The sequence below is a fragment of the Pseudomonadota bacterium genome (assembly GCA_039028935.1).
In the GTDB taxonomy this organism is placed as follows: domain Bacteria; phylum Pseudomonadota; class Gammaproteobacteria; order Steroidobacterales; family SZUA-146; genus SZUA-146.
This window is the reverse complement of record JBCCHD010000023.1, coordinates 1-17,041: the sequence shown is the minus strand read 5'-3', so window position 1 is coordinate 17,041 and position 17,041 is coordinate 1. Positions and strand designations below refer to the sequence as shown.

The 17,041-nt window shown below is 56.3% G+C and carries 14 protein-coding genes; 3 read left to right on the top strand and 11 right to left on the bottom strand.

What is annotated here, in order from left to right; all coding sequences use genetic code 11:
* Positions 1–14: 14 nt before the first annotated feature.
* From AAF465_11490 to mscL, 4 genes are all read right to left on the bottom strand, one after another.
* Positions 15–815, bottom strand: a complete 801-nt coding sequence (locus AAF465_11490) for an NRDE family protein (protein MEM7083345.1) — start codon at positions 813–815, stop codon at positions 15–17.
* A 2-nt stretch (positions 816–817) separates the two neighbouring features.
* Positions 818–1,759 (bottom strand): NAD(+) diphosphatase, encoded by a 942-nt coding sequence (gene nudC / locus AAF465_11485; protein MEM7083344.1) that lies wholly within the window; start codon positions 1,757–1,759, stop codon positions 818–820.
* Positions 1,760–1,784: 25 nt separating this feature from the next.
* A complete protein-coding gene (gene rraA, locus AAF465_11480) occupies positions 1,785–2,267 on the bottom strand; it encodes a ribonuclease E activity regulator RraA (protein ID MEM7083343.1) in 483 nt (160 codons plus the stop codon).
* A 148-nt stretch (positions 2,268–2,415) separates the two neighbouring features.
* Positions 2,416–2,829 carry a large-conductance mechanosensitive channel protein MscL gene (gene mscL / locus AAF465_11475; GenBank protein MEM7083342.1) on the bottom strand — a complete coding sequence of 138 codons (414 nt, stop codon included), beginning with the start codon at positions 2,827–2,829 and terminating at the stop codon, positions 2,416–2,418.
* Between the two features lie 209 nt (positions 2,830–3,038).
* Between mscL and AAF465_11470 the strand changes: the two genes are divergently transcribed.
* Positions 3,039–3,971 carry an ABC transporter ATP-binding protein gene (locus AAF465_11470; protein ID MEM7083341.1) on the top strand — a complete coding sequence of 311 codons (933 nt, stop codon included), beginning with the start codon at positions 3,039–3,041 and terminating at the stop codon, positions 3,969–3,971.
* Positions 3,964–4,743 (top strand): ABC transporter permease, encoded by a 780-nt coding sequence (locus AAF465_11465; GenBank protein MEM7083340.1) that lies wholly within the window; start codon positions 3,964–3,966, stop codon positions 4,741–4,743. The genes AAF465_11470 and AAF465_11465 overlap by 8 nt, the downstream gene beginning before the upstream one ends.
* 101 nt (positions 4,744–4,844) lie before the next feature.
* Here AAF465_11465 and AAF465_11460 read toward each other — a convergent pair whose 3' ends face one another.
* The 7 genes from AAF465_11460 to AAF465_11430 form a co-directional block, all read right to left on the bottom strand.
* On the bottom strand, positions 4,845–5,999 hold the full coding sequence (locus AAF465_11460) for a PLP-dependent aspartate aminotransferase family protein (GenBank protein ID MEM7083339.1): 1,155 nt from the start codon (positions 5,997–5,999) through the stop codon (positions 4,845–4,847).
* Between the two features lie 85 nt (positions 6,000–6,084).
* Positions 6,085–7,803, bottom strand: coding sequence for a M28 family metallopeptidase (locus AAF465_11455; GenBank protein MEM7083338.1), 1,719 nt, complete (start codon positions 7,801–7,803; stop codon positions 6,085–6,087).
* Between the two features lie 145 nt (positions 7,804–7,948).
* Positions 7,949–9,790, bottom strand: a complete 1,842-nt coding sequence (locus tag AAF465_11450; GenBank protein MEM7083337.1) for a DegV family protein — start codon at positions 9,788–9,790, stop codon at positions 7,949–7,951.
* Positions 9,791–9,959: 169 nt separating this feature from the next.
* The gene (locus tag AAF465_11445) at positions 9,960–10,715 is read right to left on the bottom strand and encodes a general secretion pathway protein GspB (GenBank protein MEM7083336.1); all 756 of its coding nucleotides are present in this window, start codon (positions 10,713–10,715) and stop codon (positions 9,960–9,962) included.
* A 10-nt stretch (positions 10,716–10,725) separates the two neighbouring features.
* On the bottom strand, positions 10,726–12,504 hold the full coding sequence (locus AAF465_11440) for an AAA family ATPase (protein MEM7083335.1): 1,779 nt from the start codon (positions 12,502–12,504) through the stop codon (positions 10,726–10,728).
* 52 nt (positions 12,505–12,556) lie between these two features.
* Positions 12,557–13,723 carry a DNA polymerase IV gene (gene dinB, locus AAF465_11435; protein MEM7083334.1) on the bottom strand — a complete coding sequence of 389 codons (1,167 nt, stop codon included), beginning with the start codon at positions 13,721–13,723 and terminating at the stop codon, positions 12,557–12,559.
* Positions 13,720–15,030 carry a DUF3667 domain-containing protein gene (locus AAF465_11430; GenBank protein ID MEM7083333.1) on the bottom strand — a complete coding sequence of 437 codons (1,311 nt, stop codon included), beginning with the start codon at positions 15,028–15,030 and terminating at the stop codon, positions 13,720–13,722. The genes dinB and AAF465_11430 overlap by 4 nt, the downstream gene beginning before the upstream one ends.
* A gap of 138 nt (positions 15,031–15,168) precedes the next feature.
* On the opposite strand from AAF465_11430, the gene AAF465_11425 reads away from it, so the two are divergent.
* Complete coding sequence (locus AAF465_11425) at positions 15,169–16,842, top strand: EAL domain-containing protein (protein ID MEM7083332.1); 1,674 nt, start codon at positions 15,169–15,171, stop codon at positions 16,840–16,842.
* Positions 16,843–17,041: the final 199 nt, after the last annotated feature.

Below are 17,041 nucleotides of genomic sequence, written 5' to 3'. Positions count from 1 at the left end.
GCTCGGCCGATAGTTTACTCGGAATCCGGTCCGTTGCGCGTTACACGAACCTGACTGCAGCCGGTCAGCTCACCGTTCGGATTAAACCGCCGCTCGCTAATTGAGATGCTCGACTTGGGCTGCCCAAGCAGTCGAATCGTGCTGCGCGTGCCGTAATTGTCGCCGACAATAAACGCGGCGGATAAAAAGCGTTCGATGTCTGCACCAACGCCGGTGTCAGGCAGGTCGTCGGGTTCCGCCACACGGCGATCGGCCGTCACGTCCCAAAACCCATCGGGATGGCGTAAACGCAGTGCACGTTTCAGCGCAATTTCGGCCTCTCGTGTTTTGGGCCAGTCGTCATGCAGTCCGGCGTTCGACAGCGCGTATACGCCTGCATCGATTGTTTCGCCTACGCCTGGCAGGTTGCCGACGCTCGGTCGGTTGGACAGATAGCGCAGTTCATGATCGGCGCCGAAAAGATCGCCGAACAACAAGTTAAAGCCGGCCGTGTGCTGGCCCATCTGTAGGAGTTCCGTCTGCAGTGTGTCGAGTGGCGCCTGTGATGCGAGGACATGCGTGACCAGCGCGCCGCGCGATTGTCGCGCCGGTTGCTCGACATTCCCTTCTCGGACATTTGTGACCGCGGCAAATCGACCGCCTTGGGTGAGTCCAAGCCACGTACCCCCAGCTTGTAGATCTCGACCCGCAACCATTTGGGTATTGGGCCACCAACCTAGCGCTTGGGTCGGCCGCGCATGAAACTCGTCACGGTTGGCAACGAGCGCAAATGGATACTCGGCAGAGGCTTCCCAGGCAAAGGCGATCAAACACATGGCTAGGTCGCCTCGTTGCGCTGGATGATGTCGGCAAGAGGCACATCGCTGCCTTTGTTAAACCAGTGTTCCACCAGTCGATAGGCGATGGACAGCGGGGGCGGCACGAGTTTAGGACCGTGTGTTTCACGGGCGATGATGTCATCGCGCGTGAACCATCGGACCTCTTCGAGCTCCTCATCTGGCTTCTGAATGGGCGCGTCACTCACGGTCGCGCTGAAGCCGAGCATCAAAGAAGAGGGAAATGGCCATGGCTGGGACGAAAAATACCGCACGTGACTCGCCTCGTGTCCGGTTTCTTCGGTGACTTCGCGCCGCACAGAATCTTCGAGGCTCTCGCCGGGTTCCACAAATCCGGCGATGGTTGAATACCGTCCGGGCGGCCAGCTAGCTTGACGACCCAGCAATACGCGATCATCGCGCGACGCCAATACGATCACCGCCGGATCGGTTCGTGGAAACGAACGGTCCGAGCATCCTGGGCATTCGCGAACATGGCCACCCTCGACGCTGATCGTGGCCGTGCCACACACGCCGCAAAATCGATGTCGACGATGCCAAAACACCATGGCCTGTGCGTAAGCGGCCAGCGCGGCCTCCTCGGCGGGGAGGGTCATGCCGATACTGCGTAAGCCGTCGAATCGATAATCGGCGAGCGGTGCTGGGGGTGTCGAGGACTCGCCAAGATCCAATGCGAAGTAAATGTCGCCGCCCACGTCGCCGAGCAGCACGGCTGTGTCGAGATCAAACTCCGCGAGCTCTGGCGCGGTCAAATCGCACAGGCTCTGCGCATTGATCGCACTTCGATGCTGCCATACGCCGATGAAACGGGTTTCGGGTGCGCGCAGCGCGCGCTCGATCCATTCCCGGTCGCGTCGCTTTTCCGCGAGCCGGTCAAAGCTTGGGTCGACAAACACGTTGCGGCTGGAGTAATCGATGGACATGACGAAAGGCGTCGAAAGAGCGTGCTCAGTTCAACAGAGAACGTGGCGCAATCACGATGCCATCGTGGTCGGCGTACACAAAGTGCCCTGGTTCGAACGTGACGCCGGCGAACGATACCGATTCATCGCGCACGCCTTCGCCGCGTTTGACGCTTTTTGCGGGGTGGGTGCCAAGAGCACGCACGCCGATGGGCATGGCGTCAATGTCATGACTGTCGCGAATGCAGCCATACACAATAATTCCAGCCCACTGATTGTCGATCGCCATTTGCGCTAGCAGATCACCGAGCAAGGCGCAGCGCATCGAGCCGCCGCCATCAACGACGAGCACTCGGTCGCCGCCGGGCTCCCCCAATGCCTGTTTGACCAGCACGTTGTCCTCATGCACCTTGACGGTCGCTATCGGGCCGGCGAAGGACTCATGTTGACCAAACCGTCGGAAGCCTGGTGAGGCGATTTCGAGTTCCGCCGCGAAGTCATCGTACAGGTCGGCCGTTTTGAAGTGCATAGTATGATCCTTGTCGACAATATTGGTCATTTGGATTCGTTTCCCGAGTCGTTCAATAGTAAACGCCGTCGAGGTGGTTGTGCACGGTATCGGGTCACAGACCGTTCGTTACGATTCCGGCGCCACATACCCACTACACATCCGATGTTCAAAACCCACAGCGTGTGGCTTCAAAGGGAATGCGGTTAAAACACCGAGGACAGGTTTTGGTGGCAGGCGCCGCCGCTTCTTCTTGTTGTTGGCGGCTGTTGATCGCCTTAACCAGCACAAAAATGGCGACCGCAATGATCAAAAAATCCACCACCGTTTGGATAAAGCTGCCGTATTTCATAACGGCCGCGCCGGCGGCTTCAGCGGCCGACAGTGATTCGTATTGATCACCAGACATACTGATGTAGTACGACGAAAAATCGATCCCACCGACAAATTTGCTCAGAATGGGCATGAGCATATCGCCGACAAAGGATGCCACGATTTTGCCGAACGCGGTGCCAAGAACAATGCCAATCGCCATATCCATAACGTTGCCGCGCATTGCAAACTCTTTGAATTCCTGAAGCATGTTGGAACCCCCTGTGTTGTGATGACGGGTCATTCGGCCGACCCTGGACCGATGTCCGGTGAGATAGGCCGGTGACCACGGTCATTATTCTCCCACCGTTGGACAATAGCAACGCATCGGGTGACCCAGGGTATCGGTCACGGGCGACGCTCATGCTATGATGCGGCCGGCGCGCCGGTGCTGTCGATATCTTCAATACGTAAGTGACTATGAATGCTTTAACACTATCAGGCCTAAAGAAAACCTATGATGGCTCGGTCACCGCGCTGCGCGGCATTGACCTTGAGGTTGAACAAGGCGATTTTTTTGCGGTACTCGGCCCCAATGGTGCGGGAAAGACGACGGCGATCGGCATTGTAAGCTCGCTGGTTACGCCCACCGCGGGCACAGTCAAAGTCTTTGACTACGATCTTCGCACGCAAAAAGAGCAGGCAAAGTCCTGCATTGGCCTGGTCCCGCAAGAAATTAACTTCAATCAATTCGAACCGGTACAAAATATCGTCATCAATCAGGCGGGCTATTATGGGATACCGCGGCGCGAGGCCATGCGACGCGCCGAGAAATATCTGTCTGAGCTTCAGCTATGGGATCGACGTGACGACATTTCGCGGGAGCTATCGGGGGGTATGAAGCGACGCCTCATGATCGCGCGGGCACTGATGCATGAACCTAGGCTGCTTATTCTCGATGAGCCGACGGCGGGGGTAGACATCGAAATTCGACGCAGCATGTGGCGCTTTTTGCGACAGCTGAACGAGCAAGGCACAACGATTATTTTGACGACGCACTATCTCGAGGAGGCTGAGAGCCTTTGTCGTAATGTGGCGATTATCGACAAGGGGCGGATCATCGAGAATGATCGAATGGCAAACGTATTGCGCAAGCTACAAGTGCAGACGTTTGTACTCACCAGTGTGGCGGAGTTGCCTGAGTCACTGAACCTCCATGGCTTTGCGTGTCGACGCGAAGACAATTTGACGCTCGAGGTGGAGATGCAATCGAGTCAGCATCTCAATGATCTGTTTGGTGAGCTAACGCGTCAAAATATTGCAATTGAAAGTATGCGCACGAAAAGCAATCGCCTCGAAGAGCTTTTTATTCGCCTCGTCGATGTGAACGATGAGGGGGTTGTCAATGAGTGAGGGACTGACCACCAACTGGGTGGGCTACAAGACGATTGTTCGTAAAGAGATCACGCGTATCCTGCGAATTTGGGTGCAGACGCTGGTGCCGCCGTGCATCACCATGACCCTTTATTTTGTCATTTTCGGTAATCTTATCGGTCCGCGCATCGGTGAGATGGGCGGCTACAGCTATATGCAGTACATCGCGCCGGGGCTCATCATGATGTCGGTAATCACTAGCTCTTATGGCAATGTGGTGTCGTCGTTTTTTGGCGCACGTTTTGGCCATTACGTTGAGGAAGTGGTGGTCTCTCCGTTGTCGAATTTCACGGTGTTGGCAGGCTTTGTGACAGGTGGTCTAATTCGCGGCATCTGCGTGGGACTCATTGTGAGCGGCGTAGCGCTGTTTTTCACTAAGATTCATGTCCAGAACCCGTTCGTGACGCTGTCCGTCGTGGTGCTGACCTCCATTGTTTTTTCGATGGCCGGTTTTATCAATGCCATCTTTGCTAAGAATTTTGAAGGGATCTCGATTATCCCGACGTTTGTTCTGACGCCGCTTACTTATCTCGGCGGCGTGTTTTACTCCATTTCGTTGCTGCCTGAATTTTGGCAAAACGTCTCGAAAGCCAATCCTATCCTATACATGGTAAATGGCTTCCGTTACGGGTTTCTTGGGGAATCCGACATCAGTATCGGCACCGCCTACGCGATTATTCTGGTGTTTATTGTGCTGCTCGGGAGTCTGTGCCTGTACTTGTTGCACCGAGGTGTTGGAATCCGCACCTGACCTGGTGAAGCGTCGCAGTGTGTCTAGCGAGCGACCGAGTTGCGTCTTCCACTACCCCTGTCGGCCTCGAACCTGAGGCTGCAAAGCGCGTTCATCACCGGTCACACGTGCGCAGTCGCGAGCGCCTGTTCGAGATCCTCAATGAGGTCGTTGGCATGCTCCAGTCCGACTGAGAGCCTGAGCAAATTAGGCGGGCACAACGATGTTTTTCCTTCCACGGAATAGCGGTGTTCGATTAGCGACTCCACACCGCCCAGGCTGGTGGCTTGAGCGAAGAATTGGGTGGATTGAGCGACCTTAATGGCTGTGCTTGCGTCGCCTTTTACGAGCAACGACAGCAGTGCGCTGCCGGCGTGCATCTGGGTTTGATTCAACGCATGACCCGGATGATCAGTCAATCCTACATAGAGTACTTGCTCGATGTGGGGGTGGTTGCTGAAATGCCGAGCAATCTGCTCTGCGGAGCGCGTCTGGTGTCGAACGCGAACCGCGAGTGTTGATAACGAGCGAAGCAATAACCAGCAGTCAAATGGGCTGGGTACGGCGCCGCCCACTTGCTGAATGTAGCGCACCTGATCCAAGAGTGTGCTCGCTTCACGTGCGATTAGCACTCCACCAGTGACGTCGCTATGGCCCCCAAAAAACTTGGTTGAGCTGTGCATGCAAAAATCCGCACCCAACTGTAGCGGTCGCTGCCAGACGCATGAGGCGAGCGTATTGTCGCAGCAGAGTTTGGCTCCGCGCTGTGCGGTGAGCGCGGCGATGCGGCGAATATCGCTAACTCGCATTTGCGGATTGCTCGGTGTTTCGAGCCACACGAGCGATGTGTTGTCTTGGAACGCGTGCTCAACCTCATCGATTCGCGTGGTGTCGATGGCGGTGACGTGGTGTCCAAGATTCGCGACAATATTGTTGAGCTGCAAAAGCGTGCCGTAATAGGCGTCCTCGGTCACGATAATGTGGCTTCCCGCTGGCAGCGCTTGAAATAATGCCATAGAGGCCGCGGATCCCGAGGCGAATGCGACCGCGGCGTACCCGTCTTCCAATCCACACAAACGCGCTTCAAGTCGCTGTCGCGTTGGATTATTGGTACGGCTGTAAATGTACTCCGAGTCGTCGCGAGGATCTGTGCGGCGATAGGTCGTGCTCAGGTCGATCGGCGGTGAGACACCTGTGGTGGGGTCGGGCAGGGCACCGGGGTTGCCCGATGGGTCATCGCCATGAATCAGACGTGTTTCGAATTTCTTTTTGGACATACATCAAGCATGGTGGAAGCGCGGAATGGACGCAAGCACGAGCTTGGGCGTCAAAGCGGTAGCTCGACGTTCGGGGAGGGCGGTACTATTCCGCCATGCTCGCCTCGCGAATAGCACGAAACTCATTGCCGGGATACCACGATGGGAAGGTGGACTCCATCGCGAGCTGCTTGCCGATGTCGAAGAACATTTGTAAGTCTTCGGCGGTGCCCGTCGGCTTCCAGCTGTCATTTATTTCATCAGACGGCTTGTGGTAGTCGTTGACGGTATAGGCGGTTTGTGCGGCGGTGCCGGCCTCCACGCCGCCATCAATGAGATTCACGCCCCCCTTCGCATAGAGCATCGGCACGCCTTTTTTCGACATGTTGAAATGATCCGAACGGTAAAAATAGCCTCTTTCTGGCGTCGGTTCAGGACCGATTGTGCGGCCCTGAGCACTGGCTGCTTTGGCCAAATATTGCTCGAGCTCGGACGAGCCATAGCCAATGACCGAGACGTCGCGAGTCGGGCCGTAAACGTTCAGTGCATCCATGTTGATACCGCCCACGATTTTCTTTAATGGCATGGGCGGATTATTCGCAAATTGTCGCGAGCCGAGAAGCCCCGACTCTTCGGCGGTCACGGCCACGAATAATATGGAGCGCTCGGGTTTAACATCCAGTTGAGTAAACGCTCGCGCGATCATCAACAGGCCAGCGGTGCCGGTGGCGTTATCCACCGCGCCATTATAGATCTGATCCCCTTCGAGAGTCGGGTCGATGCCCAGATGATCCCAGTGCGCCATGTAGAGAATGTACTCATCTGGACGGTCTGAGCCTTCGATTTTGCCCACGACATTCTGTGAGTCGGCGACGCTGATGGTGTTGCTGAGTCCGGCCGACACGCTCATGCCCATCGGCTGGGCTTTGATATTGCGATCAAGCGCGTCCTTTTTAGCCTGCTCATAGCTACTGCCCATCGCTTTAAAAAGCTGATCGGCGCGGACATCGGTGATCCATCCTTCGATGGCGGCGCGCCCCATGTTTTTGTCCGGTGTGACTAAATCGTGCTGTGCGCCGGTCCAGCTGCCCTCAACGACAGACCACGGATAGGCCGCTGGCGCCGTTTCGTGAATCACCAGTGCGCCGGCTGCGCCTTGCTTAGCGGCTTCTTCAAATTTATAGGTCCAACGACCGTAGTAGGTCATGGCGTTGCCATTGAACAACTCCGGGTCTTGGGTCGCGTAACCAGGATCGTTGACCAAAATTACGACGGTCTTGCCTTCGACATCGACACCTTCGTAGTCGTTCCAGTTGTATTCTGGTGCAACAATGCCATAGCCAACAAACACCATTTCCGAGTCGTTGATTTCACTACGGCTCGTCACACGCTTCGTCCAGATGACCATGTCGGGACCAAACTGCAGATCGATCGTCTCGGCGCTGTCGTTGCGAACAGTCATGACCTCGTCGGGGGTTGCGGTCATGGTCACCAGTGGCACGTCTTGGAAATAGCTGTTGCCATTGCCCGGACCAACACCCATGTTGCGCAGTTCATCGCGCAGGTAGTTAATGGTTTTTTCCTCGCCGAGCGATGCCGGTGAGCGACCACCAAATTCATCCGCGCTGAGCATGCGCACGTGCCGCATAAACACTTTGAGGTCAATGTCGCGATGATTTTGGTCGCTGGTGGGTGCCGTAGGAGTGGTTGAAACCGGGCGGCTGACCGCCTCTGCGACGGGTTCGTCGGCGGTTTTGTCGGCGCAAGCTGTGAGTACGAGTAACGCGGCGCCGATCAGGGCAGGGCGCAGGGATACGTAGCGCATGGGGGTCTCCGGGTTAGCCCAAGATGAAAGTGGAAGAATACCCGGAATCGGTCGGGCGGGCGACTGGCGTGCGGTTTAAGCGTAGCGTTTGTCGGGATTATCGTGACAGGCGGCAGATAGTATGCCCCCTTTTTTTCTCGCCGGCTCAATGCAGGCGCTTTTGTAGACCGATAACGATGCAGTCGGGTCCGGCGTGCGCGCCGAGCGCGGTGCCAAGCCGTGCGAAAAAGTGCCGCTCGATGCGTGCGCCTCGCTTTTCCATCTGTTGTTCGATGGTGGCAAACAATTCGTCGGCCGCGGCGCGTTCGCGTCCGTAAGCAATGCCAACGCGATACTGGGTACCGGTCACCAGCTGTTTGCCGACATAGTCGCCAAGCCGAGACGGTAAATTGTGTCGGCCAAACAGGCCTTTTCGCGGCACCAGTTTGCCTTGGCGATTGAGCATAAACACAGGCGCCACATTAAGAAAATCCGTGATGATTTTGACAAATGGTTTAACGCGACCACCTCGTACGGTGTACGTGAGTTCGGGAAACATACCAAATACCATCGTATTGTCCCGTGCCCACTCCAATTCGCTCATGACGCGTTCGATGTCCATGCCCTCGGCAGCGCATTCCGCTGCATGGATCGCCTGCAAGGCCTGACCAATTGACGCTGACTTTGAATCGAATACGGTGATCGTGTCGTGTTTGGATCGCTCGGCAGCCGTGACGGCAGCCTGGTGTGTGCCGCTGCCCCAGCTAGTGACATTGATCGACACAACGTGCGCGTGATGCGAGGCCAGAAAATCGAAGTTCCGTCGAAAATCCCCAGGCGGTGGCTGAGAGGTCTTCGGGTGTTCAGGGTGCTCATCCAGCTTCTTAAAAAACTCGTCGGCATCAATCGACACTTTGTCCAGATAGCTTTCCTCCCCAAAATGAAGACGTACGGGGATCATATGAATATTGAGCCGCTCGATTTCGCTATCGGGTAAGTCGGCCGCCGAATCGATCGTGATCACAACCGGCTGATTGTGATGGGTCATTTCCTGCTGCTGATGCATATCGTCCGCTTTCGTGCCGGACACATCGCCGTAGCGAGCCGCTAATTCGAATACCTGATTGGGTTCATTGACGTGAATGTGGACTTTGGCCTTTCGGTTTGTGCCGGCCAGCACCAGGCTGTCGCCAAGTTGCGACAACTCCTCGCGCAGGTGGCGGCGATCGATATCGCTGCCGGTAATCATGCATTCGGTGCAGTAGCGGTAGTCGAGATCATGCACGTCGCCCGCCATGATCTCCTCACTGTGTTCCAGCTCGAATTCGCTCGCGTCCGGGATGCTCTGGTCGACGTTGCCATGTTCGGTGTAGTGGACGATGCCTTCTAATAAACTGACAAATCCGGCTGCGCCGGCATCCACGACACCGGCCTTGCGCAACGCGTCGAGTTGGTCCGGGGTGCTGGCCAGTGAGGTCTTCGCTTTGATCAGCCCCTCTTGAAACAAGCTGACAAAGTCGAGTGTTTTTTGTGTGACCGCAAGGTGCAGCAGATGATCGGCAAAATCACGCATCACCGTAAGCACCGTCCCCTCGCGCGGTTTGGTTAGCGCATCGCGCGCGTACTGTTCGCCGCTTTTGATGGCTTTGGCAAACTGTTCGGTGGTGATGGTTGTGAGTCCGGATGCGGCGTCACTTACCCCTTGGAAGAACTGAGCGATGATCGCGCCGCTGTTTCCGCGTGCTCCGTCCAGCGCCGCGTCCGCAATATCGGTCAGCAGCGCATGCGCGTCGTTGGAAGTTGAACGCCGCAGCGTCGCCAGAACCGAGTGCATGGTGAGTGCCAGATTCGTGCCTGTGTCGCCATCCGCCACCGGAAACACATTGATCTTATTGAAGTGCTCCTGGCCCTCAATCACTTTTTTAATGCCCGCCACCATGGCGCGGCGAATACGGGGGCCGTCGACATAAATGATGCCTGGCGTTGGGGAAGCACTGGTTGCGGTCATAGCCTACTCTTGTTGTCGTTCTCGTTGGGCGCCGCATCCTTGGGCGTCGTTATTGTGCCACGGCGCGTTGTTCGTTGAAAAAGTCCCAACCGACAGCGGCGTGTACGCCGCACATGGTGTTCGTACGTGTAGCGTCGTTCCGGGCGGCGATACCCTGCACGCTCAACGGCTAGTCGGGCCGAAGGACAAAGCGGAACCCCTTGTGATTGATGACGGCGCCCTGCGGTTCGATCGATTCCACCGTCGTGTCGTCGTCAATCGCTTCTCCCTCGCCGTACTTGTCGAGGTTGATAAACACAAAACGCTTAGCCGATTCTGCACTGTACACGTGCATATCGAGGTGAAGCTTTGGAATGGGCACTTCGCCAGAGGCCAGTGATTCGCGGTACTCGGGTAGCACTTCTTGTTCTACCGTGCCGCGACGATCGAGGGCCTCTGGATTGCGTGGGTCGGGGGTTGTGTTGTCCTCGCCGATTATCGTGACGGTGCCAGGTGTGATTGAGCCTGGTGCCACGGTGCCCGGTGTGACGACCGGCGTCGCGGCGGCGGTAGGCGCTCGGTCAACGCGATCAATCGGTGTGCGTTGTCCGCGCGAGACTTCGCGATCCAACGACCGGGCGCCGGTTTCCCGCGGAACCGCCTGGGGAAGTGCTGGGCGATCGGTGGGTTGTGTGGGTGCTGATTGCGTCGCGACGGGCGCGGTCACGGCGGCGGGCGCCGACACAGGTTCACTGTCCGACGCAGACCACCACCAGGCTGCGCCAATGACCAGCGGTATGGCCAGAAGCCACAACGGAAAGCGGCGGGCTTCGGCTCGAGGCGGCAAGTCTTCGTCGAGCACTTTGGGACCCTGAATAACAGGCAGATGATGCCGATCGCGATTCTTGTCTTCCGCTTTTCGCAGTGCATCGAGAATGAACGACATACGCAGCCCTCTAATTTCTCAATGCGAGTGGTGCCACATACGGGCGTAAAAGTGGTGTGCCGGAGACGCGGAGCGCGGTGTTGAGCGCGATGAGCGTTTGCACACCGGCGATACCGTCCGCTTCAAGTTGATGAGCGCGCTGAAATGCGGTCACGCGCTGGCGTAGAGCGGCATCAAAGAAGGCGGAATTCGGACTGGGTACCTGCTGGCGATCGAGTCGTGCCAACATCGCACGCAACCACGCTACGCCGTTGCTGCGTGTATTGGGCAGCAATAGCTCCCCAACGCCGTTTCGTGGCTGCCAGAGCACCAGAAACTCTCCGTACCAATAGCGCGATAGGTCACTATTGGTTATGCGAAACTCGGTGTTTGCGATACGTAGCACGGCCGTATCGTCGTCCAGCTCGACCATCAGCGCGTTGTGCACCTGACCGGCGTCATCCACGAGCGATAAGATGGCCGGTCGATTGATCGTACCAATCAGTCGGAGCGCGCCAACGAGGTACTCACAGCGAAGCTGGTGTTGAGACGCCCAGGCGCATGGCGGTGTGCTGCCAAAGCCGGTGGGTCGTTGCCACAGACTGAATGCATCCCGAAACGCTTGATCAGTGCTGGTGTTATAGGCCGGGTTGTTGAGCAAACTCGCCAGCGACGTTAGGGATTCGTCAGGCTGACTCACGCCGAGCGAGCGAGTCAGTCTGAGCGGCGTGCTGACGGCAAGTTGTGATTCGTAGCGCGTGGCCTCAGGGGGCGTCGTGGTCGCCGATAAAGAGCCGGACAAGCGCCGGTCGCGGGTGGTGTGCGTGGTGTCCACCCCCTGCGTATCGACGACCGGCTCGGGATTATTAAGACTTGCTAGCTGCCAGCCTACGGCGCCGGCTAATCCAAGCCCGACGACCACCGTGGCGGCCAGCGACCAGAATTGATTATCGAGCACATGGCCGGACAGCGCGGTGGGCTTACGGCGCGAGGTTTTGGGCGCTTCGCCATGGATTTCCGTAAACGCTTTGCGCAACAGATCTTTTGACACCGTGCGCGATTCGGCGGAATAGGCGCCCAACAACGCACGATCGCACAATACGTTGGTCAGGCGCGGGCTGCCCCCGGTGAGTGCGTGGATTTCCCATAGCGCATCGGGTTCAAACACATCGTCTGTATTGCCGGCCACTTCCATGCGGTGCTTCACGTACGCAATGGTCTCTTCGGCGTTGAGGTTTTCTAGGTGATAGCGGCCGGTAATGCGCTGTGCCAGTTGGCGCAGGTCATTGCGCGCGAGCGTGTCGCGTAGCTCGGGCTGACCTACCAGAATAATCTGCAACAGCTTTTCTTTGCTGGTTTCAAGATTGGTGAGCAGTCTGAGTTGCTCGAGCACGTCGCTGTCCAAATTTTGCGCTTCGTCTACCAACAGTACGGTCCGCCGTCCGTTGGCATGCGACTCAAGCAGATGTTGATTGAGCGCGTCCACCAGTTCCTTTGTGCTGGCATCGCGATCAGGTGCCTCGACACCGAGCTCGCTGAATATGGTCGAGAGAAACTCCGGCACGCTCAGCCGAGGATTGAGTACCACGGCGAGGTCGACCGACTCGGGTAGTCGATCGAGCAGGCAGCGCGTCAGTGTGGTTTTTCCGGTGCCGACCTCTCCGGTGAGTTGAATGAAGCCACCGCTCTCGGTCACGCCATAGACCAGATGGGCGAGCGCTTCGGCGTGGCGCTCGGACAAAAAGAGAAAGCTGGGATCTGGCGTGATCGAAAACGGTTTTTCCGTCAGGCCAAAAAACGGCGTGTACACGAGGGGTTCTACTCTCTTGGCTCAGCGTTTTGCTGACCCACCATGGTACCTGCTAAGGTAATCGGTTGCCACGCTTTACGCTGTTGGAGCCGAACTTTTCACGAATACTATCAAGTACTTGATCCACGTCTTGTTGAGAATCTGGTGGATCGAACAAGCCCATTTGCCGCGCTTCTTGCAAACCCGCGATGCCGACGCCCAGCAGCCGCACGGCCGCGTCGGGATAGTCGGCTCGCCAGTCCTGCAGCAATGTACGGGCTTGACGGCCGATGGCGTCGCTTGAATTTGCCGCGGGTTGCAACCTCATTTGACGGGTGAGCGTGGTGAAATCGGGCATGCGTACTTTGATCATCACGACACTGCCAAGCAGGTTTTTTTTGCGCGCGCGTTCGGCGGTGCGATCCGCCAGACGCGTCAATTCGGTTTCCATCTGTTCGAGATCTGTCAGATTTTCTGAGAACGTGTTCTCTGCACTGATCGATTTGTCGCTGCGTGAGGCGACAACTTCACGGTGATCAATGCCGGCGGCACGCTGTTTGATGCGCATGGCGTAGCGACCGAATACGGCGGCCAGCGCGGCATCCGGCGCGGTACGTAGATCACGGATCGTGCGCACATCGATTTTGTGTAAGCGCGCGATGGTCTTCTTACCGATACCTGGAATGGTACCGGCTGGCATCGGATCGAGCGTTTGCCGAATCTGCTCATCAAACAGCATGCAAAGGCCGTCAGGTTTATCTAAATCGGATGCTATTTTTGCAACGAGCTTATTCGGACCAACACCGACGGACGCAGTCAGTTTGGTCTGCTCTTGAATGCGCGATTTGATGAGCATGGCGCGGTCGCGCATGTGCGCACGTATATTCGGCTCACCACTGAAATCGAGAAACGCCTCATCGAGCGACAAACCCTCATAAATCGGCGTGAGAGAGCGAAAGACTGCGAAGATTTCGCGAGACACCGTCTGGTAATGATGAATACGAGGCTTGATAAATATGGCGTCAGGACAGCGTCTTTGTGCCTCGCGGCCGGGCATGGCTGAGCGGATGCCAAACTGGCGTGACTCATAGCTGGCGGCGGCTACCACACCGCGCGGACCGCCGCCGCCCACTACGACCGGTTTGCCACGCAATTCGGGATTGTCGCGCTGCTCAATGGAGGCGTAAAACGCGTCCATGTCCACATGCATGATGACGCGATTATCGGTGTCGGTGGTCACAGGCCACGCATGGCCGCCGACGCGAGCATGTAAAACACGAGCACCACGCTCAGTAGCAGGATGAATGCCATGATCAACATAATCCACTTAATGATGGTCAGCAGCCAACCCTGACCGTAGACCACTCGCATGGATTTGAGAAAGTAGTACACCACGTATAAGAAGCCGACGGGTGCGATTACGTTGCCAGCGTTGGCACCGGCTAATTCAAACGCTTTCGTGATACCCACCATCACTACCGTAAACAGAAACAAGAATGAATAGTTGTGCACGTAGTAGAGCAGGTGTTCAACGTAGAAGCGACGTGAAAACAGATAGAGAGTTTTGTTGGCTAGGGCCATTAGCGGTAAGAGTACAAACAGCGTCTTGGGAAGGCTGTCGATCAGTTCGGCCAAAAAATTGATGAGGCCGCGCCACGTCGACACCGACTCGCAGAATCGCTGGCTGGGCGCGCGCATAAACTCGGCGCCCGGTGAGAAGGCGCCCGTAGAGATCCATCCGCATTCCACCCGAATGTCGCCGCTCTCTGGTTCGTCTTCGACTATTGCGCTGGCGTCTTCTGGGCGGGTGTCGGCGCTGTCGGCCAGCTCGTCTTCGACTACGTTGCTTTCGGCCGTTGAATCGTCTTGAGTTTCGGTGCGCGGCGATTCAAGCTCGGTCGCGAGGGCGTCGACGTCTATAACAACCCGATCGTCGAGCGTAATGGACGGTATGAGTTCGTCTTCTGGTGTTGTGGCTTCATCCGCTGAGTCATCGTCATTCTCGCCATTGCGTTGTGGGGCAGAAGTGAGAATCACTGCGCCACCCTTGCCCACGCTGCTCTTCTCGTTAATCAGATTGATGACCGCGCGCGACGATTCGCTGTTGATCGGTGAGTCGAGTCCTTGTTCCAGCCCGGGAATAACGCCGCCCGCCTTAAAATTAATCAGGTCGGACAGTTCGCTTAGAAAGCTGCGCGGCGACATAGAAATGAGCAGGAAGAATATAATGCTGCTCACTAAATACATACGCACCGGCGGTGTGTAGTGCTCACGACGCCCGTCCAAATACGCGCGCGTAAGAAGACCGGGTTTAAAAAACAGCGGCCACAGCGTGCGCCACACTCGAGAATCCCAGTTGACTAAGTCGCTGACAAAGTCACCCGCCAAACTGAAGAGCGACACCAAGCGCCGTTGTTTACGTTGTCCACAGGCAGAGCAAAACTGATCGTCGAGAGGTTTGCCGCAGTTCATGCAGGCCGCTACCGCTGGCATTGGCGGTTTGACGGCCTCGGAGTCGGGCGGGGGTTGCAGTGGAGGTATGGTCACGAATTATGTTGCGGCCAGAGAGTTGATCGTCGCGTTATGTTACGAGTCTAACACCAATTGCCGATATTTCGTTACATCCGCCTCAAGCGAATCGCGGATTGTGCTAGCGTGTCATCAGTAATCGAACTCTGGTGATTCATGAATAATAATAAAAACACTCCCATCGTCGATACGCCTAGTCAATCGGCAGACTACTACCGCGATTTGTGTGCAAAGCTCAGCGACCAGCTGAAGCAAAGTAACCGTCGTCAACGGCAAACCTTGCTGGACGTACGTCGCGCGAAACTGACCAATACGCTCACGAGGCATTTGTTTCGCCTCAAGGCGGCACGATACTCGCCCACCCAGGTTGCGGAACGCGTCCTGTCTTCGTTAACCCGCTATATGGGTGTCGAGTGTGGCGCGCTGTATGCCAAGTCAACCCATGAGGCGGGTTTCAAAACACTCGCCAGCGTGGGCTTTTCAATTGACGAAGCGTGCGATTTGTCACGTAAATCGGCGATGCCCGAATTTGTTTGTGCCGACGCCAGAAGCGCTGTTCCAGGCGTTAGTGAGTTTGTCCGCTTTTTAACGCACACTGAAAAAACGGTGTGGTGTTTTCATCAGGCGAGCGGTCTGGCTATTTTGCTCGGTGGCAATGCGCGTGAGCAATCCGACGCGTGGGAGTTGTCGGTTGACGATCGTGAAATGCTCCACTCGCTCCTCGAATTGGTGGCCAACATTGTCAATGATGCCACCAGTCGAGTCGATGCAAACCATGAATTATTAGATCCACTCACCGGTCTGCCTAATCGCAATATGCTCATCGATCATCTTGAACGCGACTCGCGTCAGACACGGCGTAGTGCGACTACTACGACGGCCGTGCTGTACCTAGATGTCGATCGGTTCTCGCTCATCAATCAACAGTTTGGTCACACTATCGGCGACAAAGTGATTGTGGCGATCGCTCATCGGCTCAAGGATTTGTTGCGCCCTGGCGACATGATGGCGCGTATTGGCGTAGATGAATTTGCGATTATGGCGCCTGGTCAACGCATCGGCTCCGACGCAGAGCTGATTGCGCAACGAATATTGCGTAGCTTCCGGAAGCCGTTACGTGTCGCGGGGCATTCTTTTTACGTGTCGATGAGTATCGGTATTTCTGAGACCGCATCAGAACGCGCAGCGATCGAAACACTTAAAGACGCCAACGTCGCGATGTTCGATGCCAAGACCAAAGGTGGCGCGGCGTTCGTGACCTATGGTTACGGCTTGCGGCATCCAAGTCCAGCGGACATTAGACTGGAGGACGAGTTGCGGGATGCGCTCGAGCGACAAGAGCTGAGTCTCTTTTATCAACCTATTTTTTCGACGCAGACCGGAGCGGTGGTGGCCTTTGAGGCGCTCCTTCGCTGGCATCACCCATCGCGCGGTATTTTACTTCCCAGAGATTTTATGGCGCTTGCACAGCAGTCTCAGCTTGCGCTGGATATCGGTCAGTGGGTGATCGGTAAGGTGGTGCGCGATATGAATATTTGGTCGAGCGAAAACGACGCTCATAAGTCGGTGAGCGTGTGCATCAATATCGACGAGTCGCAGTTCGTCCAGGGTGACTTTGTGGAAAAACTGGGCGCCTCGCTTCGTCGTGGCAACATCGATCCCCAGCGAATTCGACTGGAACTAAGTGAGACCACACTGCAAGCGTGTCGGACGGTTGAAAAAGGTGTCCTTGGCAATCTGCGCGATATGGGCGTCAAACTGATGTTGGATGATTTTGGTACCGGCAGTTCGTCACTCGAGCGGCTGCAGTCGCTGCACATTCGTTACTAACAGCCGTCCGCCAACAGAAGAGAGCATACTACTGGAAGTCTGCACTGAAACCATTTCGTTCTGAGACAAGAAATATGAGTATGACTGCGCGTCTTCACTGTGTTTCGAATGCATGTATGAGTAGGCCAAGACGACTAAGTGTATGGGTAAAGTTGTACAGCGCACAAAACATTGAGATACTAATGTCAACAAGACAGGG